This is a genomic window from Burkholderia sp. MSh2, from assembly GCF_000731655.1.
In the GTDB taxonomy this organism is placed as follows: Bacteria; Pseudomonadota; Gammaproteobacteria; order Burkholderiales; family Burkholderiaceae; genus Burkholderia; species Burkholderia paludis.
The window spans coordinates 1-18,685 of sequence record NZ_JPGM01000064.1 but is presented as its reverse complement, the minus strand read 5'-3'; the positions used below and the strand labels follow the sequence as shown (position 1 = coordinate 18,685).

The window sequence follows — 18,685 nt, the reverse complement described above, 5'->3', positions numbered from 1 at the left end:
TACGCCCGGCGCACGTCGCGCGCCGCGGCATGCGCCGGCGGCCGCGCTGCGCGGCGGCTCAGCCGGCGGCCTGCGCGGCGATCGCGCGCAACGCATGCGCGGCGGCCGCGAAGCCGAAACTCGCGGTCACGCACACGCTCGAACCGAAGCCCGCGCAGTTGAGCCCCGCGACGTGCGCGGCGGCGGACGGCTCCGCGCCGTCCTCGATATCGCAGGCGGCCGCTTCCGGATAGATCAGCGGCTCGTCCGAATACACGGCGCTCACCTTGAAACGCGCCTTCGGCCCGCGCGGAAAACCGTGCTGCTTGCGCAATTGCGCCCGCACCTTCGACAGCAGCGGATCCTGGATCGTCAATGCGAGATCGTCGATCCGGATGCGCGTCGGGTCGAGCTGGCCGCCCGCGCCGCCGACCACGACGAGCGGCTGGCGCCGGGCGACGCACCACGCGATCAGCGCCACCTTGGTGCGCACGCTGTCGATCGCGTCGATCACGTAGTCGAAGCCGCCGCCGAGCAGCGCGTCGAAGTTGTCGGGCTCGACGAAATCCTCGATCCGGTTCACGCGGCACGCGGGATCGATCAGCGCGATCCGCTCGGCCATCGCATCGACCTTCGGCTTGCCGTAATTGCCGTCGAGCGCATGGATCTGCCGGTTCGTGTTGCTTTCCGCGACGTTGTCGAGATCGATCAGCGTCAGCGTGCCGACCGCGTTGCGCGCGAGCGCCTCGGCCACCCACGACCCGACGCCGCCGATCCCGATCACCGCGACGTGCGCGCGCTCGAAAGCGGCTGCCGCCGGCGCGCCGTACAACCGCGCGACGCCGCCGAAGCGGCGCGCCCGATCCACGTCAAGCTGGATTGTCGGGGTCGGGGTAAGATCGGAAGAACGGGGCGGGGCAGCGTCGGCGGCAGACATGGCAGCAAGGAAAACGTAAGTCGAGCAGCCCTCTATTTTGCCTGAACTCCCCGCTTTCACACGCCACTGTACACGCACGTTTTCCGCGCGTTCGCTACAATGGTTCCAGATTGAAGCGTTTGCATAACATGACGACTCTCGCCGATCTCCGCATCAACTACTCACGCGCTTCGCTCGACGAAGCCGATGTCGCCCCCGACCCCTTCGCCCAGTTCGACCGCTGGTTCAAGGAGGCGCTGGCGGCCAAACTGCCCGAGCCGAACACGATGACGCTCGCGACCGTCGGCGACGACGGCCGGCCATCGGCCCGGATCGTGCTCATCAAGGGCGTCGACGAACGCGGGTTCGTCTTCTTTACCAATTACGACAGCCGCAAGGGGCGCGATCTCGCCGCGCATCCGCAGGCGGCGCTGCTGTTCTACTGGATCGAGCTCGAGCGCCAGGTGCGCATCGAAGGCCGGATCGAGAAAACCAGCGCCGAGGAAAGCGACCGCTATTTCGCGTCACGTCCGCTCGGCTCGCGCATCGGCGCCTGGGCATCGGCGCAGAGCGCCGTGATCGACAGCCGCGCGACGCTCGAAGCAAGCGAGAAGGCCGTCAGCGAACGCTACGGCGACAACCCGCCGCGCCCGCCGCACTGGGGCGGCTACCGCCTCGTGCCCGACTCGATCGAGTTCTGGCAGGGCCGCCCGTCGCGGCTGCACGACCGCCTGCTCTATACGCGCGAATCCGACGCGTCGCCGGGCTGGTCGATTTCGCGCCTGTCGCCGTAAGCGCGGCGCCGGCGCGCGCCGGTCGTGTCTCGTGTTGCATCCGGGCGCCCGCCTCGCAAGCGGCGGGCGCCGGTCAAGATACTTGGCTGTATTCGATTCAACGAACAAACGGAGAATCCAAATGTTCTGGGAAAAGAAGCTGGCACAGTGGGCGGACGAAGTACGGGCGAAAGCGAACATACCGGCACGCCTCGTGCTGTGGAACGGCGACCAGCTCGATTTCGGCACCTTCAGCGCCCCGCAGGTCACCCTGAAGGTGAACAGCGCGTCGGCATTGCCGCTGCTGCTCGAACCGAGCCTCGACAATCTCGGCGAGGCATACGTGAAGGGCAAGATCGACATCGAGGGCAAGCTGTCGGACATCATCAACATCGGCTACTCGCTCGCGCGCAGCACGGTGACGAGCGCGAGCAAGCTCGCGCGCGTGAAGCGCTACTTCAATCATTCGAAGAGCACCGACAAGAAGGCGATCCAGTATCACTACGACGTCTCGAACGCGTTCTACCAGCTGTGGCTCGACGAGAACATGGTGTACTCGTGCGCGTACTTCGAGAACGGCGACGAGGATCTGGCCACCGCGCAGATCAAGAAGATCGACCACATCCTGACCAAGATCCAGCTTCAGCCCGGCCAGCGGCTGCTCGACATCGGCTGCGGCTGGGGCGCGCTCGTGCTGCGCGCCGCGCAGAAGTTCGGCGCGCAGTGCCTCGGCGTGACGCTGTCGCAAAACCAGTTCGACCTTGCAACCGCGCGCGTGAAGGCGGCGGGGCTCGAGGACAGGATCGAGATCCGCCTGCAGGATTACCGCGAGGTCGAAGGCCAGTTCGATCGCATCACGAGCGTCGGGATGTTCGAGCACGTCGGCCGCAAGAACCTGCCGCTGTATTTCTCGCGGATCCACGACCTGCTCGCCGACGACGGCGTCGCGATGAACCACGGGATCACGTCGACCGACGCGGAAAGCGGCGAGACGGCGCTCGGCGGCGGCGAGTTCATCGATCGCTACGTGTTCCCGGACGGCGAGCTGCCGCACATCAGCCTCGCGCTCGAAGCCGCGCAGCGCGGTGGGCTGGAAGCGGTTGACGTCGAAAGCCTGCGGCGGCACTATGCGCGCACGCTCGACATCTGGACGGAGAACTTCGAGGCGAAGGCCGAAGAAGCGCGCAAGCTCGTCGACGACGAGAAATTCCGCATCTGGCGCGTGTATCTCGCCGGCTGCGCGTATGCGTTCGAGCACGACGACGTGTCGATCTTCCAGATCGTGTGCCGCAAGGCCGGACGCAGCGCCAAAACGCTGCCGTGGTCGCGGCGCTATATGTACGAACACGCGCTGCCGCGCTAGGCCGCGCTTCACGCTGGGCATGCATGGGTGACGGCAGCACGCGGCGCAAGGCGCCGCCGCAACGACGACAGCACGACGACGCGAGCGGGTCGCCCGACGACGGGCAGTTCAACCTGTTCGGCGCGCCGCCCGACGACGCACGCGCGTCGCCGCCCGCACACGCCCCTGCCGACGATCGCACCACGCCCGCCGCGCGCGACGCCACAGAGCCGGCCTCCCCCGACCGCGCTGCCGACGCAGCGCCACCCGCCTCCTCCGGCCTGCTGTGGGACGAACCGTCGCCGCCGGCCGCCGCGCCGAAGCAAGGTCGCCGCAAGCGCGGCGTGCTGCCCGCACCGATCGCACCGGACGTGGCCGCCGCCGCGGCCGACCTGCCGCCGAACGTCCGGCTCGGCACGTCGTCGTGGTACTTCCCCGGCTGGAACGGCATCGTCTACGACGGCGATTTCGCGCAGACGAAGCTGTCGCGCGAAGGGCTCGAGGCCTACGGCGCGCATCCGCTGCTGAAGAGCGTGAGCCTCGACCGGTCGTTCTACGGGCCGCTGTCGGTCGCCGACTACCTGCGCTACGCGCAGCAGGTGCCCGACGACTTCCGCTTCGTCGTCAAGGCGCCCGCCTCGGTGACCGACGCGGTGATCCGCGGCCGGCGCGGCGAGCCGTCGGGGCCGAACCCGACCTTCCTCGATGCGCCGCTCGCCACCCGCGAATTCGTGCAGCCGTGCCTCGACGGGCTCGGCCGCAAGGCCGGCGTGCTGGTGTTCCAGTTCTCGCCGCTGCCCGACTCGTTGCTCGCCCAACCGGCCGCGTTGATCGACCGGCTGGCTGCATTCTTTGCTGCGCTGCCGCCGCTGCCTGCGGACGCCGACGGCCCGCGCTATGCGATCGAGATCCGCGACGCGAGCCTGCTCACGCCGCGCTTCATCCGCGCGCTCGCCGCGCTCGGCGTACGCTACTGCGTCGGCCTGCACGCGCGGATGCCCGACCCGCTGCGCCAGGCCGCCGCGCTCGCGCTGCTCGACGGCGACGCGCCGGGGCCGCTGATCGTGCGCTGGAGCCTGCACGGCGGCTTCAAGTACGAACAGGCGAAAGCGAAATACGAGCCGTTCGACAAGCTCGTCGACGAAGACCCGGCCACGCGCTCGGCGCTTGCCGAGCTGGCCGCGCGCTATGCGCTGGCCGGGCAGCCGGTGATCATCACGATCAACAACAAGGCGGAAGGCTCCGCGCCGCTGTCGTGCATCGCGCTCGCGCGCGAGATCGCCGCCGCGTGCGCGCAGTGGCGCGGCGAGGCGGCCTGACGCACGGTTGCGCGGCCGTTCAGGCGCTTATGCGCCGCGCAGCGACTTCAGCCGGTGCGCGAACTTCTGCCGGAATTTCGCGAGCTTCGGCCCGATCACGACCGAGCAGTAGCCCTGCCCGGGGTTACGCGCGTAGTAATTCTGGTGATAGTCCTCGGCCGGCCAGTAGTTGCCGTCGAGCGGCACGACCTGCGTGACGATCGGCTGCCCGAACACCTGCTCGCTTTCCAGCTCGCGGATCACGTCGAGCGCCGTGTCGCGCTGCGCATCCGAATGCGTGAACACGACCGACCGGTACTGCGTGCCGACGTCGTTGCCCTGCCGGTTCAGCTGGGTCGGATCGTGCGTCGCGAAAAAGATCTCGAGGATCTCGCGATAGCCGATGCGCGCCGGATCGAACGTCACGTTGACGACTTCCGCGTGGCCCGTGTCGCCTTCGCAGATGTCGCGATAGCCGGGATTGCGCGTATGGCCGCCCGCGTAGCCCGACTGAACGGCCGTCACGCCGTCGACGTCGAGAAACACGGCCTCCGTGCACCAGAAACACCCGCCGCCCAACGTCGCGGTTTCAAGCATTGCGTTCACCATGAAATCTCCCTCGTTGATGACGGCAGCCGGCACGCATGCGCCGGCGCCGCTGTTGCGCCTCGCCGCCGCCCGCCAGCGGTGCGGGATGCAGCGGCCCGTCGACAAGTATCTCACCCGCGCGCGAACCTGACAGATCGCACAGGCGCCGCGTGCGACCGGCCGCACCTTTTCTCGCCTACACTTAGCCATGCACGCGCGCGGCAGCCACCCACCCGCCGTTCAGCGCGAAGCGTCCGATGCACCCCCGCCCCAGATGCAAACATCATCCGCCGGAACATCGATATGCATGCCTTGACAGACATCGCCCGTGTCACCCGCCCGGCCGTCGCCGCCTCGCGGGTCGCCGCCTCGCGGGCCGCCGCTTCGGCCGGGCCTTCGCCATGCCGTGCAGCCACGCCGATCCGGGCGCGGCAATCGAGCACGCCGCCTTTATCCGCTTTGACGATCTGATGCACGGCGCCGCGCGTGTCGCCGACGCGCGCGGCCGCCCGCCGATTTCCCCCGCCGGCGCGCCGGGCGCCGCGCGGCAACCACGGGTCGCACACCGGCAACGAACGGCCGTGCGGCCACGATCCGACATCATCGAGAGGGCATCACCATGAGCATGCGGCCTGACCCGACGTTTCACGCCTCGCCCGAGCTTGCGATGCAGGCACCGGCAGAGGCGTTCGCCTATACGTTGTTGCTGAGCCCCGATTTTTCCAGACCCGACGCGCTCGCCGTGATCGACGTGAAGCCCGGCTCGTCGACCTACGGCAAAATCGTGCACACGGTGACGATGCCGAACACCGGCGACGAGTTTCACCACTTCGGCTGGAATGCGTGCTCGTCGGCGCTGTCGCCGCTGACCGGCCATGCGTTCCTCGAACGCCGCTTCCTGATCATCCCCGGCCTGCGCTCGTCGCGCATCTACGTGATCGACACGAAGCCGCACCCGACGCAGGCACGCATCCACAAGATCGTCGAGCCCGACGAAATCTTCGCGAAGACCGGCTACTCGCGGCCGCACACCGTTCACTGCGGCCCGGAGGGCATCTACGTGAGCACGCTCGGCGGCGCGGGCAAGGACGGCACCGACGGCGCGCCGGGCATCTTCATCATGGATTGCGAGACCTTCGACGTGCTCGGCCGCTGGGAGATCGACCGCGGCCCGCAGGACAAGCATTACGACTTCTGGTGGAACCTGCCGCGCGACTACATGGTGTCGAGCGAATGGGCGCTGCCGCCGCAATTCGAGAACGGGATCGTCCCCGAGGACCTGCTCGCGAACAAGTACGGGCACCGGCTGCATTTCTGGGATCTGCGCGCGCGCCGCAACGTGCAGACGATCGATCTCGGCGCGCAGCACCAGATGGCGCTCGAGGTACGGCCCGCGCACGACCCGGTGCGCGAATACGGGTTCGTCGGCGTCGTGGTCGACACGACGAATCTGGAAGGCTCGATCTGGACCTGGTGGCGCGAGGGCGGCAAGTTTCATGTGAAGAAAACCGCGACGATCCCGGCCGAGCCGGCCGCGGCCGACGAACTGCCGCCGCTCCTGAAAGCGTTCGGCGCCGTGCCGCCGCTCGTGACCGACATCGACCTGTCGCTCGACGACCGCTTCCTCTATGTGTCGTGCTGGGGCACCGGCGAGATGCGCCAGTACGACGTGTCGGACCCGCACAACCCGGTGCTCGCCGGATCGGTGCGGATCGGCGGCATCGTGCGCCGCGCGCCGCACACGAACGGCCGCGCGTTCGCGGGCGGCCCGCAGATGGTCGAGATCAGCCGCGACGGCCGGCGCGTGTACTGGACCAACTCGCTCTATTCGACGTGGGACGACCAGTTCTATCCGGACGGCGTGCCGGCCGCGCAGGTGCTTGCGCACGCGGGGCCGGACGGCGGGCTGACGCTCGCCGACGACTACTGGGTCGAGTTCCCCGACGGTTATCGCGCGCACCAGATCCGGCTCGAGGGCGGCGACTGTTCGACCGACTCGTTCTGCTATCCGTCGGTCAAGCGTTGAGTGCCGGCCTTCACGCCCCGTTCGCGTTGTGGGCGGCCGTGCTCGGGAGCGGGGTCTATCACGGACTCAACCCCGCGATGGGCTGGCCGCTCGCGGTGTCGAACGCGCTGATGACGCGCCGCGGCGGCGCGCTCGTCGCGGCGCTCGGCTATCTCGCGCTCGGCCACGTGCTCGCCGTCTTCGCGGTAATGCTGCCGTTCGGGCTGCTCGCGGCGCTGCTCGCGTGGCAGTCGGCGATCCGGATCGGCGCGAGCGCGCTCGTGATCGGCTTCGGCGCCATGCTGCTGATCCGGCGCAGCCATCCGCGCGCCCTCGCGCGCATCCCGCCCGTGCGGCTCGGCCTGTGGTCGTTCGCGGTGGCGCTCGCGCACGGCGCGGGGCTGATGCTGGTGCCGATCTACCTCGGGCTCTGCGGGTTCGACCCGGACGCGGGCCATCGCGCGGCGGCCATGCTGGTCGACGCGCATCTCGGCATGGCGCTCGTCGTCGCGGCCGTGCATGCGGCCGCGATGATCGCAGCCGGCGGCGGGCTCGCGTGGCTCGTGTACCGGTATCTCGGGCTGCAATTCGTGTCGCGGAGCTGGTTCAATCTCGATGCCGTGTGGGCGTCGAGCCTGATCATGACGGGCGCGCTGTCGCTCGGGCTGGCGGCCGCGCGTTAGCGCGGGGCGCGACGCGCCGGCGGGCACGACCATGACCGGCCCGGCGGTGCGTACGCGTACGGGCCGTGACGGCCGCCCCGCGCCGCCCGTCGTCGCGCACCCGGCATCGCGCCGCAGTGTTGGGTACGTCACCCTATCCCCGCAATGCGCCGTCTGGCCGGGCCCGGCGGCCCCGATTCCGCTAAAATCGGGCCATGCGCACCACTTCCCAATCGACCGCCTTGTCGCCTTTCGTCCGCCGCGCCCGTCGCACCCGCGTCACGCCGCGCCCGTCCGCCTCCTTCCGGATCGCCGCCCGATGAACCACGCCACTCCGCCGGATTTCGACTCGGCAGCCTTCCGTCAGGCGCTCGGCCAGTTCGCAACGGGCGTCACGGTGATCACGACGCGCGCGCCGTCCGGGCAACTGATCGGCATCACCGCCAGCTCGTTCAATTCGGTCTCGCTCGATCCGCCGCTCGTGCTGTGGAGCCTCGCGCACAAGTCGGCGTCGACGCCGGTGTTCCGCGGCAACAGCCATTACGTGGTGAACGTGCTCGCCGCGTCGCAGCTCGACCTGTGCAAGCGCTTCTCGACCTACAAGGGCGACCGCTTCGAAGGAATCGCGCACGCGGCCGGCAACTCGGGAATGCCCGTGCTCGACGGGGCGCTCGCCTGGTTCGAATGCCACAACCGCAGCCGCTACGACGAAGGCGACCACGTGATCTTCGTCGGCGAGGTGGAACGCTGCGGCGTGCGCGCCGTATCGGATACGACGCCGCCGCTCGTGTTCCACGGCGGCGGTTTCCACGGGCTTACACCGCTTTGATCGCTCCCGTGCGCGCCAGCCCGACCGGCGCGCCGGCTTCGTCCTTCAGCGTCTGCAGCACGATGTTCGAGCGGATGTCCATCACCCCCGGCGCCTTGTAGAGCCGGTTCAGCACGAAATCCGAATAGTGCTTGAGGTTGTGCGCGAGCACGCGCAGCAGATAGTGGCTCTCGCCGGTCACGACGAACGCGCCGACCACCTCCGGCCATTCGCGCAGCGCTTCCGCGAAGCGCTCGTGCCATTGATTTTCTTCGTTGCGCATCGATACCTGCACGAACGCCTCGAGCTCGAAGCCGAGCTTCTCGCGGCTCAGGCACGCGCGATAGTGCTCGATCACGCCCTGCTCCTCGAGCAGGCGCATGCGGCGCAGGCACGCGGATGGCGACAGCGAAATCCGTTCCGCCAGATCGAGATTGCTGATTCTGCCCTCTTCCTGAAGTACCGCCAGAATCCGGCAGTCGGTGGCATCGAGCGTAATCGCATGCATTTTTGGTCCCCGTTTTCCCTCTGAGTCGAATTATCTGCCAATCCGGCGGATTGTCCATGTTTATTTCGCAAGCACTTTCTGCGAGCGTCCACCTATCATTCGATGGATCGACTCACCGAATCGTCATGCCATGGACACCCTCTGGGACATCTCGCCGCCTGTCAGCCCCGCCACCCCCGTGTGGCCGGGCGATACGCCGGTTTCCGTCGAACGCGTATGGCGGATGGAGGCCGGCTCGCCGGTCAACGTCGCACGCCTGACGCTGTCGCCGCACACGGGCGCGCACTGCGACGCGCCGCTGCACTACGATGCCGACGGCGCGCCGATCGGCGCCGTGCCGCTCGACACCTACCTCGGCCCGTGCCGCGTGCTGCACTGCATCGGCGCCTCGCCGGTCGTGCAGCCCGCCGACATCGAAGCCGCGCTCGCCGACGTGCCGCCGCGCGTGCTGCTGCGCACGTATGCGCGCGCCAGCGTCGAGCAGTGGGACAGCCGCTTCTGCGCGGTCGCGCCCGAGACCGTCGACCTGCTCGCCGCGCACGGCGTGACGCTGATCGGCATCGATACCCCGTCGCTCGATCCGCAGGAATCGAAGACGATGGATGCGCATCGCCGCGTGCGTGCGCACCGGATGGCAATTCTCGAGGGCATCGTGCTCGACGACGTGCCGCCCGGCGACTACGAACTGATCGCACTGCCGCTGAAGTTCACGACGCTCGACGCGAGCCCCGTGCGCGCGGTGCTGCGCGCGTTGCCCGCGCGCGCCGCCTGATTTCCCCGACCTACGACCCGACATCATGATCAAGACCCGTGAAGACGCGCTCGCGCTCGACCGCGACGACCCGCTTGCCCCGCTGCGCGAGCAATTCTCCCTGCCCGACGGCGTGATCTACCTCGACGGCAACTCGCTCGGTGCGCAGCCGCGCGCATCGGCCGCCCGCGCGCAGCAGGTGATCGGCGCCGAATGGGGCGAAGGCCTGATCCGCAGCTGGAACACGGCCGGCTGGTTCGCGCTGCCGCGCCGGCTCGGCGACAAGCTCGCCACGCTGATCGGCGGCGCCCCCGGCGAAACGGTCGTGACCGACACGATTTCGATCAACCTGTTCAAGCTGCTGTCGGCGATGGTGCGCCACCAGGCCGAGCGCGCGCCCGAGCGCCGCGTGATCGTGTCGGAGCGCTCGAACTTCCCGACCGACCTGTATATCGCGCAGGGGCTGATCGAACAGCTCGGCGGCGACTACGAACTGCGCCTGATCGACGATCCGGCCGACCTGCCCGGTGCGCTTGGCGCCGACACGGCCGTCGCGATGATCACGCACGTCAACTACCGCACCGGCTACATGCACGACATGCCGGCCGTCACGCAGCTCGTGCACGACGCGGGCGCGCTGATGCTGTGGGATCTCGCGCACTCGGCCGGCGCGGTGCCGGTCGACCTGAACGGCGCGCGCGCGGACGGCGCGGTCGGCTGCACGTACAAATACCTGAACGGCGGCCCCGGTTCGCCCGCGTTCGTGTGGGTGCCGCAGCGCCATCACGCGCATTTCTCGCAGCCGCTGTCGGGCTGGTGGGGCCACCGCGCGCCGTTCGCGATGCAGCCGGGCTTCGCGCCCGATCCGGGCATCGCGCGCTTCCTGTGCGGCACGCAGGCGATCGTGTCGATGTCGATGGTCGAATGCGGGCTCGACGTGTTCCTGCAGACCGACATGCAGGCGATCCGCCGCAAGTCGCTCGCGCTGACCGACGCGTTCGTCGCGCTCGTCGAAGCGCGCTGCGCGGGCCTGTCGCTGAAGCTCGTCACGCCGCGCGCGCATCACCAGCGCGGCTCGCAGGCGAGCTTCGAGCATCCGCACGGCTACGAGGTGATGCAGGCGCTGATCGCGCGCGGCGTGATCGGCGACTACCGCGAGCCGTATGTGCTGCGCTTCGGCTTCACGCCGCTCTATACGCGCTTTGCCGACGTGTGGGATGCCGTCGAGACGCTGCGCGACATCCTCGCCACCGACGCGTGGAAGGCGCCCGAGTTCGCCGAGCGCGGCGCGGTGACCTGACCGGCATTGCCCGGCGCACGCCGGGCCTCGTCATTCAATCCTGGAGATAGTCGTGAATTCTGGTCATATGCAGCCACCCGGCGGCGACGCGCCGGCGGGCTGCCCGTTCTCGGGCGCACGCGCCGCGCATCCGGCGCAAGCCGCCCAGGCGGCGCACGAAGCGCCGCACGTGCCCGGCGATGCCGGCTGGCACAACGCGCAGCTCGATTTCTCGAAGTCGATGAGCTACGGCGACTACCTGTCGCTGAACTCGATCCTCGACGCGCAGCACCCGCTGTCGCCCGATCACAACGAGATGCTGTTCATCATCCAGCATCAGACGAGCGAGCTGTGGATGAAGCTCGCGCTGTTCGAACTGCGCGGCGCGCTCGACGCCGTGCGCTCCGACTCGCTGCCGCCCGCGTTCAAGATGCTCGCGCGCGTGTCGCGCATCCTGGAGCAACTGGTGCAGGCGTGGAGCGTGCTGTCGACGATGACGCCGTCCGAGTATTCGGCGATGCGGCCGTATCTCGGACAGTCGTCGGGCTTCCAGTCGTACCAGTATCGCCAGCTCGAATTCCTGCTCGGCAACAAGAACGTGCAGATGCTGCAGCCGCACGCGCACCGGCCCGACATCCTCGAACAGGTGCGCGCGACGCTCGAGGCGCCGTCGTTCTACGACGAAGTCGTGCGCCTGCTTGCGCGGCGCGGCTTTCCGATCGCGCCGGCGCGGCTCGAGCGCGACTGGGCGCAGCCGATGCAGCACGACGAGACGGTCGAGGCCGCGTGGCTCGAGGTGTACCGCCACCCGCAGCAGCACTGGGAACTCTACGAGATGGCCGAGGAACTCGTCGATCTCGAGGACGCGTTTCGCCAGTGGCGCTTCCGTCACGTGACGACCGTCGAGCGCATCATCGGCTTCAAGCAGGGCACCGGCGGCACCAACGGCGCACCGTATCTGCGCAAGATGCTCGACGTCGTGCTGTTCCCCGAGCTCTGGCACGTGCGCACCACGCTGTAACGCGCGGCGCGCCACCGCGCCCCGCCCGCCGTCACGACGACGTGCGGGCGAGCGCCTCCCCTTCGCGCGGCTGCACCGCCGCGCGCGACAGTCGCGGAATGTGCCGTCGCAGGACGAGCAGCGCGACGCACACGATCCCCATCGCCGCCGCCAGCATCGTCAGATACGCCGTGGCGCCGCCCGTGGTGATCACGACCGCCCCCGCGAACGCGCTGAGGATCGCCCCGAGCCGGCCGAACGCGAGCGCGCTCGCGGTGCCGGTCGCACGCACGGCCGTCGGATAGATGTACGCGCAGAGCGCATACATCGTCGACTGCACCGCGTTGACGAACAGCCCGTGCAGGCCGAGCCCGACGATCAGCCAGCCCGTGTGGCGACCCGCGTCGACGCCCATCAGCCATATCGCGCTCGCCGCGCCGCCGATGCTGCACAGCGCGAGCGGCCAGCGCGACCCGGCATGCGCGATCGCCCAGGCGCACAGCAGCGCACCGATCACGCCGCCGAGGTTGTACGCGGTGAGCCCCGCGCCCGCCACCGACACGCTGAGCCCGCTCGCCGCGAGCATGGTCGGCAGCCAGCTGAATGCCGCGTACACGGCGAGCAGACACATGAAGAACGCGCACCACAGCGCGATCGTGTCGCGTGCCTGGCCGCCCGCGAACAGCGCGCCGAAGCCGCCGCGGCCGCCGGGCGAGCGCGCGTCCCTCGCATCGGTGAACACGGCGCCCGGTGCGACCGGCCGCTGCATTCTGGCGAGCAGCGCGCCGAGTTCCGGCCAGCGCGCGGGACGCCGCGCGAGATAGCGCGGCGATTCGGGCAGCGCGCGCACGAGCACGAAGCCGAGCACGAGCGGCAATGCGCCGCCCGCGAAGAACAGCCCGCGCCAGCCGTAGCGCGGCAGCACCTCGTGCGCGAACAGGCCGGCCAGCATCCCGCCGAGCGGCACGCAGACGATCGTCGCGGTCACCATCATCGTGCGGCGCCGCGCGGGCGTGTATTCGGCCGTCATCGTCGTGGCCGTCGGCAGCGCGCCGCCGATCCCGAGCCCCGCGCAGAAGCGCAGCGCCGCGATCGCCGCGACATCGGGCGCGAAGCCGATCGCGCAGGTCGCCACGCCGAACAGGAACACGCTGCCGATCACGGCCTGGCGGCGGCCGAAGCGGTCCGCGACGATCCCCGCGCACGCGCTGCCGATCCCCATCCCGATCAGCCCGGCCGCGACGGCCGGCGCGAACGCGGCGCGCGTGATGCCCCATTCGCGGATCAGCACGGGGATCGCGAAGCCGATCAACTGGCCGTCGAAGCCGTCCAGCACGATCGCGAGCGCGGCGAGCAGCACCACGCAGCGCTGCATCGTCGTGAACGGCCCGTCGTCGAGCGTCGCGCCGATGTCGACCGGCGCCGGCTGCAAAACGTCGCGCGTGCTCATGCGACCTCCCGAACACCGCGCGTCGGCGGCAACGTGCGCGTCCGGCGCGCGGCATGACAACGGCATTCGATGGCTTTCATGGCGTCTCCAGTTGTCCGGGCTGGCGCGTGGGCGCGTGCCCCGATCTTGCGTGGCTGACCGGTGTCGAGTCCGGCCCGTCACGATCCCGCGCCGCCGACCGCACGCGGCGCGCCCGCGACGTGGGGCGGCGCCAGCCGGCCGCCGCCCCGGTACTCAGTGCGTGCGCGCGTCGATCAGCCGGACGAGCGCGAGCAGCGTCTCGGCATGCGGCACAGCGACGCCCGCTTCGCGTGCGGCCGCCACTACCTTGCCGCTGATCGCGTCGATTTCCGTGCGGCGGCCCGCAAGCACGTCCTGCAGCATCGACGGACGATGGCCGCGATGCGCGTGGATCGCGTGTTCGACGTTGCGCGCGATGCGCTCGCCATCGACCGCGATGCCCTTCGCGCGGGCGACGGCTGCCGTCTCGGCCGCGATCGCGAGCGCGAGCCGCGGCCCGTCGGGATGGTTGCCGAGCTGGTCGACCGTGCAGCCCGTCGCCGCACACAGCGTGTTGAGCGCCGCGTTGAACGCGACCTTCTCCCAGATCGCCGCCCACACGTCGGCGTCGAGCGTGCACGCGAGCCCCGCACGCGACAGCGCATCGGCCACGGCCGCCGCGATCGGGCGCGCCGCGCCGTCGGCCGTCATCATGCGGATCGTGCCCGCGCCGTGCGAGCGCACGTGCGCGGGCCCGGCCGCATCGGCCGGCCACGTCGTCACGCCGACCAGGATGCGTTCGAGCGGCACGAACGCATTCAGCGTCTCGACGTTACCGAGCCCGTTCTGCAGCGTCAGCACGGTCGTGTCCGGGCTCAGCAGCGCGCGCACGCCGTCGAGCGCGGTACGCGTGTGCAGGGATTTCGTGAACACGATCAGCAGGTCGAACGGCGTGCCGGACGCCGCCGCAGCTGCCGCATTCGCGGCTTCCGGCCGCACGGCCTGCAGCGCGCGGACGCGCCGTTCGCCGCGATCGTCGTCGATCCGCAGTCCGTCGCGCCGGATCGCCTCGAGATGCGCGTCGTTCACGTCGATCAGCGTGACGGCTTCGCCGCTTTCGGCCAGCAGCCCGCCGAACAGCGAACCCATCGCGCCCGCCCCCAGAATCGCGATTCTCATCGTCGGCAGCCTCGTCAGAACGGATAGTGGCGCGGCGCGGTCTGCACGGTGATCCAGCGCAGGTCCGTGAACGCCGCGATGCCGGCCTTGCCGCCGAACTGCCCGAAGCCGCTGTCCTTCACGCCGCCGAACGGCATCTGCGCCTCGTCGTGCACGGTCGGGCCGTTCACGTGGCAGATGCCCGATTCGATGCGCGCCGCGACCCGCAACGCACGCGCGACATCGCGACTGAACACGGCCGACGACAGCCCGAATGCGTTGTCGTTCGCGCAGCGGATCGCGGCCTCCTCGCCGTCGACACGCACGATGCCCTTCACCGGGCCGAACGACTCCTCGGCATAGATGCGCATCGCCGGCGTCACGCGGTCGAGCAGCGTCGCGGGAAACAGCGTGCTGTCGGCCTTGCCGCCGCACAGCAGCGTCGCGCCGTGCGCGAGCGCATCGTCGATCAGCGCGTTGCAGCGCTCGACCGCCTTCATGTCGATCAGCGAGCCGAGCACGACGGGCCCGTCGCGCGGGTCGCCGAGCGGCAGCGATGCGGCCCTGTCGGCGAGCTTCGCGACGAACGCATCGGCAATCGCTTCGTCGACGACGATGCGCTCGGTCGACATGCAGATCTGCCCGGAATTCGCAAACGCGCCGAACGCGGCGGCCGCGACCGCCGCATCGATGTCGGCGTCGTCGAGCACGACGAACGGCGCCTTGCCGCCGAGTTCGAGCACCGACGGCTTCAGGTGACGCGCGCACGCTTCGGCGACGATCCGGCCGACCCGCGTCGAGCCCGTGAAATTCACGCGGCGCACGGCCGGATGCGCGATCAGCGCATCGACGATCGCGCCGGCGTCCTCGGGCGCGTTCGTCACGAAATTGACGACACCCGGCGGCAGCCCGGCCTCCTGCAACGCCTCGACGATCAGCCCGTGCGTGACCGGACACAGCTCCGAACCCTTCAGCACGACCGTGTTGCCGCACGCGAGCGGCAACGCGAGCGCACGCGTCGCGAGGATCACCGGCGCGTTCCACGGCGCGATGCCGAGCACGACGCCGGCCGGTTGCCGCACCCCCATCGCGAGCGAACCGGGCACGTCGGATGGAATCAGCTCGCCGCCGACCTGCGTCGTCAGCGACGCGGCCTCGACGAGCCCGCTCGCGGCCAGGTGCACGTTGAAGCCGGCCCAAAGCGCGGATGCGCCCGTCTCGGCCGCCATCGCAGCGACGAACTGCTCGTGCTTCGCTTCGAGCGCGGCGGCCGCCTTCAGCAGCAACGCGCGCCGCGCACCGGGGCCGAGCGCGGCCCAGCCGGGAAACGCGCGTGCGGCCGCGTCGGCCGCCGCACGCGCATCGTCGACGGTGCACGCGGGCGCCTCGGACGCGACTTCGCCGTCGAGCGGGTTGCGGCGCACGAACGTCGCGCCGCCGGACGCGTGGCGGCGTTCGCCGCCGATCAGCATCGATACGGTTTGCATGAATTCTCCCGAAAGACGCGCGCGGCGCGTCAGGCAACCTCGACTTCGACGACGACCGGCGTCACGGCGCGCAGCGCGTCGGCAAGCGTGTCGCGCAACTGCGCCGCATCGGTCACGCGCACGCCGCGGCAGCCCATCCCTTGCGCGAGCGTGACGAAATCCAGGTTCGGCAGATCGGTGCCCTGCACGGGGTCATCCGGGCCGAAGCCGAACACCGGCGCGAAATCCTGCAGCGCCGCGTAACGCCGATTGTTCAGGATCACGAACGTGATCGGCAGCTTCAGCTGCGCGGCACTCCACAACGCCTGGATCGAATACAGGCTCGAACCGTCGCCGATCAGCCCGATCACGCGCCGGCCGGGCTGCGCGAGCGCCACGCCGACGGCGGCCGGCATCCCGTAGCCGAGCCCGCCGCTGTCCATCGTGTAGAACGTGCCGCTGCGCGTGAACGGCAGATGCGCCTGCATCACCGGCCGCGCGCTCGGCGCCTCCTCGACGACGATGTCCTGCGCGTCGCGCGCGTCGGCGAGCGTCTGCAGCACGAATGCGACGGACAGGCGCTCCCCGGCGGCCGGCGCGGCGACGCGTTCGCGCGGCGGGCGCGGCGCGGGCAGCGCCCGCTCGGGCGGCGCCGGACGCGCCAGCAGATCGCGCGCCGCGAGCCGCAGGTTGCCGACGACCGCGTCGCCCAACGGCGTCCATGCGGCGACGCCCGGATCGTCGACGAGTTGCACGAGCACGGCGCCCGGCGGCACGTGCGGGCCGAAGCCTTCGATGTGATAGGTGAACGCGGGAGCGCCGAACGCGAACACGAGGTCATGCCCGTCCAGCCGCGCGACGATCTTCTCGCGGATCGCGGGCAGGAAACCGGCGAACAACGGGTGATCCTCGGGGAAGCTGCAGCGCCCCGACATCGGCGCGACGTACACGCTGGCGCGATGCCGCTCGGCAAGGCGCACCACGTCGTCCCACGCACCGGCGCGATCGACGGCCGCGCCGACCACGAGCGCGGGACGCCGCGCGGCGTCGAGTGCGTCGCCGAGCCGCGCGAGCGCGTCGGGGTCGGGCCGCACGACGCAGCTCACGTCGCGCCGCGGCAGCAACTCGGCCGGCTGGTCCCAGTCGTCGACCGGGATCGACACGAACACCGGCCCGCGCGGCTCCTGCATCGCAATGCGGTACGCGCGGGCGATCGCGGCCGGCACGTCCTGCGCGCGCGCGGGCTCGATGCTCCATTTCACGTACGGCTTCGGCAGCTCGGCGGCCTGCGTCGCGCCGAGGAACGGATCGTACGGCAGGATCGCGCGCGCCTGCTGGCCCGCGGTGACGATCAGCGGCGTGCGGTTCCGGTACGCGGTAAACAGGTTGCCCATCGCATTGCCGACGCCGGCCGCCGAATGCAGGTTGACGACCGCCGCGTTGCCGGTCGCCTGCGCATGGCCGTCGGCCATTCCGACCACGACGGCCTCGTGCAGGCCGAGCACGTAGCGGAAATCGGCCGGGAAATCGCGGAACATCGGCAGCTCGGTCGAACCCGGATTGCCGAACACACGGTCGATGCCGAACTGGCGAAGCAGGTCGATCACCGCATCGCGAACGGTGATCGATGCGGCGGAAGGGGGCGGGTGGCCGGACATGCTCGGGTGTCTCCTCGTTGGCTTGGCGGTTTCCACAGTATCGAAGTGCGAGCCATTCTCGGATACTGTATTTTTTGCGATAAGCCATTACGTTCCGGCATGACTTTCGATCTCCGACAATTGCGTGCATTCACGACGATCGTCGCGTGCGGCAGCCTCGGGCGCGCGGCCGACGCGCTGCACGTGACGCAACCGGCGTTGAGCCGGATCCTGAAGCGGCTCGAGGACCAGGTCGGCGCGCCGTTGTTCGAACGCCATTCGAAGGGCGTGCAGCTCACCGCGTTCGGCGAGGCGCTGCTGCCGCACGCAACGCTGCTGCAGCACGAGGCCGAGCACGCGCGCGAGGAGCTCGACGCGATGCGCGGCTTCGCGAAGGGCACGATCAAGGTCGGCACGGTGGGCAGCATCGCGAGCCTCGTGCTGCCGGTCGCGGTCGGCCGCGTGCTCGATCGCTGGCCGAACCTGCGCGTCGAGATCATTGAGGGCGTGTGGGACCGGCTCGCGGAGGGGCTGCACAAGCACGAGATCGATCTCGCACTGTCCGCGCACGGGCCCGACACCGACGAGATCGTCGCGATTCCCGAGTGCCGCTGGGAAGACCGCAGCCATATCGTTGCGGCGCCGCATCATCCGTTGCGCGCGCTCGGCCGCGCGCCGACGCTGGCTGACACGCGGCAGGCGCGCTGGGCGATTCCGCCGCGCGGCACCGCGCCGTTCGACCACATGCGCGCGACCTTCGACGCGCACGGCATCGCGCTGCCCGACATCGCGGTCGAGACACGCTCGGTCACGACGCTGAAAAGCCTCGTCGCGCATGCGGGGTTCCTCAGCTGGATGGCCGAGCCGATGTACGGCGCCGAGCAGCGCGCCGGCACGATCGATACGCTGCCCGTGCGCGAGGTCGTCGCGGTGCGCACCCTCACCGCGTTCCGGCGCCGCCACGGCATCCTGCCGGGGCCGGCCGGCAAGCTGCTCGACGAACTCGTCGCGCTGACGCGCGAGGGGCGCTGACGGCGCGACCCGATCCACCGCCCGCCCCCGCCC

Annotated in this window: 18 protein-coding genes; 11 read left to right on the top strand and 7 right to left on the bottom strand. The window is 70.0% G+C overall.

Annotated elements, in window-relative coordinates; all coding sequences use genetic code 11:
• Positions 1-58: 58 nt before the first annotated feature.
• Positions 59-916: a tRNA threonylcarbamoyladenosine dehydratase gene (locus tag GQ57_RS30795; protein ID WP_031398540.1), complete on the bottom strand. Its 858-nt coding sequence runs from the start codon at positions 914-916 to the stop codon at positions 59-61.
• 128 nt (positions 917-1,044) lie between these two features.
• On the opposite strand from GQ57_RS30795, the gene pdxH reads away from it, so the two are divergent.
• The 3 genes from pdxH (at position 1,045) to GQ57_RS30780 (ending at position 4,329) form a co-directional block, all read left to right on the top strand.
• Positions 1,045-1,689 (top strand): pyridoxamine 5'-phosphate oxidase, encoded by a 645-nt coding sequence (gene pdxH, locus GQ57_RS30790; RefSeq protein ID WP_031398541.1) that lies wholly within the window; start codon positions 1,045-1,047, stop codon positions 1,687-1,689.
• Positions 1,690-1,810: 121 nt separating this feature from the next.
• On the top strand, positions 1,811-3,031 hold the full coding sequence (locus tag GQ57_RS30785; protein ID WP_031398542.1) for an SAM-dependent methyltransferase: 1,221 nt from the start codon (positions 1,811-1,813) through the stop codon (positions 3,029-3,031).
• 23 nt (positions 3,032-3,054) lie between these two features.
• The gene (locus GQ57_RS30780; protein WP_034199837.1) at positions 3,055-4,329 is read left to right on the top strand and encodes a DUF72 domain-containing protein; all 1,275 of its coding nucleotides are present in this window, start codon (positions 3,055-3,057) and stop codon (positions 4,327-4,329) included.
• Between the two features lie 27 nt (positions 4,330-4,356).
• On the opposite strand, the gene msrA is transcribed toward GQ57_RS30780, so the two are convergent.
• On the bottom strand, positions 4,357-4,917 hold the full coding sequence (gene msrA / locus GQ57_RS30775; RefSeq protein WP_031398544.1) for a peptide-methionine (S)-S-oxide reductase MsrA: 561 nt from the start codon (positions 4,915-4,917) through the stop codon (positions 4,357-4,359).
• Between msrA and GQ57_RS44185 the strand changes: the two genes are divergently transcribed.
• The 4 genes from GQ57_RS44185 to GQ57_RS30760 all read left to right on the top strand — a co-directional run bounded on the left by GQ57_RS44185 (position 4,916) and on the right by GQ57_RS30760 (position 8,392).
• Positions 4,916-5,047 (top strand): hypothetical protein, encoded by a 132-nt coding sequence (locus GQ57_RS44185; RefSeq protein ID WP_265183110.1) that lies wholly within the window; start codon positions 4,916-4,918, stop codon positions 5,045-5,047. The two genes, msrA and GQ57_RS44185, sit on opposite strands and share 2 nt — an antisense overlap.
• A 468-nt stretch (positions 5,048-5,515) precedes the next feature.
• The gene (locus tag GQ57_RS30770) at positions 5,516-6,922 is read left to right on the top strand and encodes a selenium-binding protein SBP56-related protein (RefSeq protein ID WP_034199836.1); all 1,407 of its coding nucleotides are present in this window, start codon (positions 5,516-5,518) and stop codon (positions 6,920-6,922) included.
• Positions 6,919-7,584, top strand: a complete 666-nt coding sequence (locus GQ57_RS30765) for a hypothetical protein (protein ID WP_034199835.1) — start codon at positions 6,919-6,921, stop codon at positions 7,582-7,584. The genes GQ57_RS30770 and GQ57_RS30765 overlap by 4 nt, the downstream gene beginning before the upstream one ends.
• Before the next feature lie 298 nt (positions 7,585-7,882).
• Positions 7,883-8,392, top strand: a complete 510-nt coding sequence (locus tag GQ57_RS30760; protein ID WP_031398547.1) for a flavin reductase family protein — start codon at positions 7,883-7,885, stop codon at positions 8,390-8,392.
• Here the strand turns inward: GQ57_RS30760 and GQ57_RS30755 are convergent.
• The gene (locus GQ57_RS30755; RefSeq protein ID WP_006477992.1) at positions 8,379-8,879 is read right to left on the bottom strand and encodes an Lrp/AsnC family transcriptional regulator; all 501 of its coding nucleotides are present in this window, start codon (positions 8,877-8,879) and stop codon (positions 8,379-8,381) included. The genes GQ57_RS30760 and GQ57_RS30755 overlap by 14 nt on opposite strands.
• A gap of 130 nt (positions 8,880-9,009) precedes the next feature.
• On the opposite strand from GQ57_RS30755, the gene kynB reads away from it, so the two are divergent.
• The 3 genes from kynB (at position 9,010) to kynA (ending at position 11,930) form a co-directional block, all read left to right on the top strand.
• Positions 9,010-9,651 (top strand): arylformamidase, encoded by a 642-nt coding sequence (kynB, locus tag GQ57_RS30750; protein WP_031398548.1) that lies wholly within the window; start codon positions 9,010-9,012, stop codon positions 9,649-9,651.
• A gap of 25 nt (positions 9,652-9,676) precedes the next feature.
• A complete protein-coding gene (gene kynU, locus GQ57_RS30745; protein WP_034199834.1) occupies positions 9,677-10,930 on the top strand; it encodes a kynureninase in 1,254 nt (417 codons plus the stop codon).
• A gap of 67 nt (positions 10,931-10,997) precedes the next feature.
• Positions 10,998-11,930, top strand: a complete 933-nt coding sequence (gene kynA / locus GQ57_RS30740) for a tryptophan 2,3-dioxygenase (RefSeq protein WP_031398550.1) — start codon at positions 10,998-11,000, stop codon at positions 11,928-11,930.
• Positions 11,931-11,961: 31 nt separating this feature from the next.
• On the opposite strand, the gene GQ57_RS30735 is transcribed toward kynA, so the two are convergent.
• The 4 genes from GQ57_RS30735 to mdlC all read right to left on the bottom strand — a co-directional run bounded on the left by GQ57_RS30735 (position 11,962) and on the right by mdlC (position 17,641).
• Entirely contained in the window at positions 11,962-13,359 is a 1,398-nt protein-coding gene (locus tag GQ57_RS30735; RefSeq protein WP_031398551.1) for an MFS transporter, read from the bottom strand.
• 234 nt (positions 13,360-13,593) lie between these two features.
• The gene (locus GQ57_RS30730; RefSeq protein ID WP_034199833.1) at positions 13,594-14,538 is read right to left on the bottom strand and encodes a ketopantoate reductase family protein; all 945 of its coding nucleotides are present in this window, start codon (positions 14,536-14,538) and stop codon (positions 13,594-13,596) included.
• Positions 14,539-14,552: 14 nt separating this feature from the next.
• Entirely contained in the window at positions 14,553-16,004 is a 1,452-nt protein-coding gene (locus GQ57_RS30725; protein ID WP_034199832.1) for an aldehyde dehydrogenase, read from the bottom strand.
• Between the two features lie 29 nt (positions 16,005-16,033).
• A complete protein-coding gene (gene mdlC, locus GQ57_RS30720; RefSeq protein ID WP_034199831.1) occupies positions 16,034-17,641 on the bottom strand; it encodes a benzoylformate decarboxylase in 1,608 nt (535 codons plus the stop codon).
• A 99-nt stretch (positions 17,642-17,740) separates the two neighbouring features.
• On the opposite strand from mdlC, the gene GQ57_RS30715 reads away from it, so the two are divergent.
• Positions 17,741-18,652 (top strand): LysR family transcriptional regulator, encoded by a 912-nt coding sequence (locus tag GQ57_RS30715; protein WP_031398555.1) that lies wholly within the window; start codon positions 17,741-17,743, stop codon positions 18,650-18,652.
• Positions 18,653-18,685: the final 33 nt, after the last annotated feature.

Bases quoted from the DNA above. Each gene is read 5' to 3' on its own strand.
- GQ57_RS30795 (WP_031398540.1), bottom strand. From the start codon at position 916: ATGTCTGCCGCCGACGCTGCCCCGCCCCGTTCTTCCGATCTTACCCCG.
- pdxH (WP_031398541.1), top strand. From the start codon at position 1,045: ATGACGACTCTCGCCGATCTCCGCATCAACTACTCACGCGCTTCGCTC.
- GQ57_RS30785 (WP_031398542.1), top strand. From the start codon at position 1,811: ATGTTCTGGGAAAAGAAGCTGGCACAGTGGGCGGACGAAGTACGGGCG.
- GQ57_RS30780 (WP_034199837.1), top strand. From the start codon at position 3,055: ATGGGTGACGGCAGCACGCGGCGCAAGGCGCCGCCGCAACGACGACAG.
- GQ57_RS44185 (WP_265183110.1), top strand. From the start codon at position 4,916: ATGAAATCTCCCTCGTTGATGACGGCAGCCGGCACGCATGCGCCGGCG.
- msrA (WP_031398544.1), bottom strand. From the start codon at position 4,917: ATGGTGAACGCAATGCTTGAAACCGCGACGTTGGGCGGCGGGTGTTTC.
- GQ57_RS30770 (WP_034199836.1), top strand. From the start codon at position 5,516: ATGAGCATGCGGCCTGACCCGACGTTTCACGCCTCGCCCGAGCTTGCG.
- GQ57_RS30760 (WP_031398547.1), top strand. From the start codon at position 7,883: ATGAACCACGCCACTCCGCCGGATTTCGACTCGGCAGCCTTCCGTCAG.
- GQ57_RS30755 (WP_006477992.1), bottom strand. From the start codon at position 8,879: ATGCATGCGATTACGCTCGATGCCACCGACTGCCGGATTCTGGCGGTA.
- kynB (WP_031398548.1), top strand. From the start codon at position 9,010: ATGGACACCCTCTGGGACATCTCGCCGCCTGTCAGCCCCGCCACCCCC.
- kynU (WP_034199834.1), top strand. From the start codon at position 9,677: ATGATCAAGACCCGTGAAGACGCGCTCGCGCTCGACCGCGACGACCCG.
- kynA (WP_031398550.1), top strand. From the start codon at position 10,998: ATGCAGCCACCCGGCGGCGACGCGCCGGCGGGCTGCCCGTTCTCGGGC.
- GQ57_RS30735 (WP_031398551.1), bottom strand. From the start codon at position 13,359: ATGAGCACGCGCGACGTTTTGCAGCCGGCGCCGGTCGACATCGGCGCG.
- GQ57_RS30730 (WP_034199833.1), bottom strand. From the start codon at position 14,538: ATGAGAATCGCGATTCTGGGGGCGGGCGCGATGGGTTCGCTGTTCGGC.
- GQ57_RS30725 (WP_034199832.1), bottom strand. From the start codon at position 16,004: ATGCAAACCGTATCGATGCTGATCGGCGGCGAACGCCGCCACGCGTCC.
- mdlC (WP_034199831.1), bottom strand. From the start codon at position 17,641: ATGTCCGGCCACCCGCCCCCTTCCGCCGCATCGATCACCGTTCGCGAT.
- GQ57_RS30715 (WP_031398555.1), top strand. From the start codon at position 17,741: ATGACTTTCGATCTCCGACAATTGCGTGCATTCACGACGATCGTCGCG.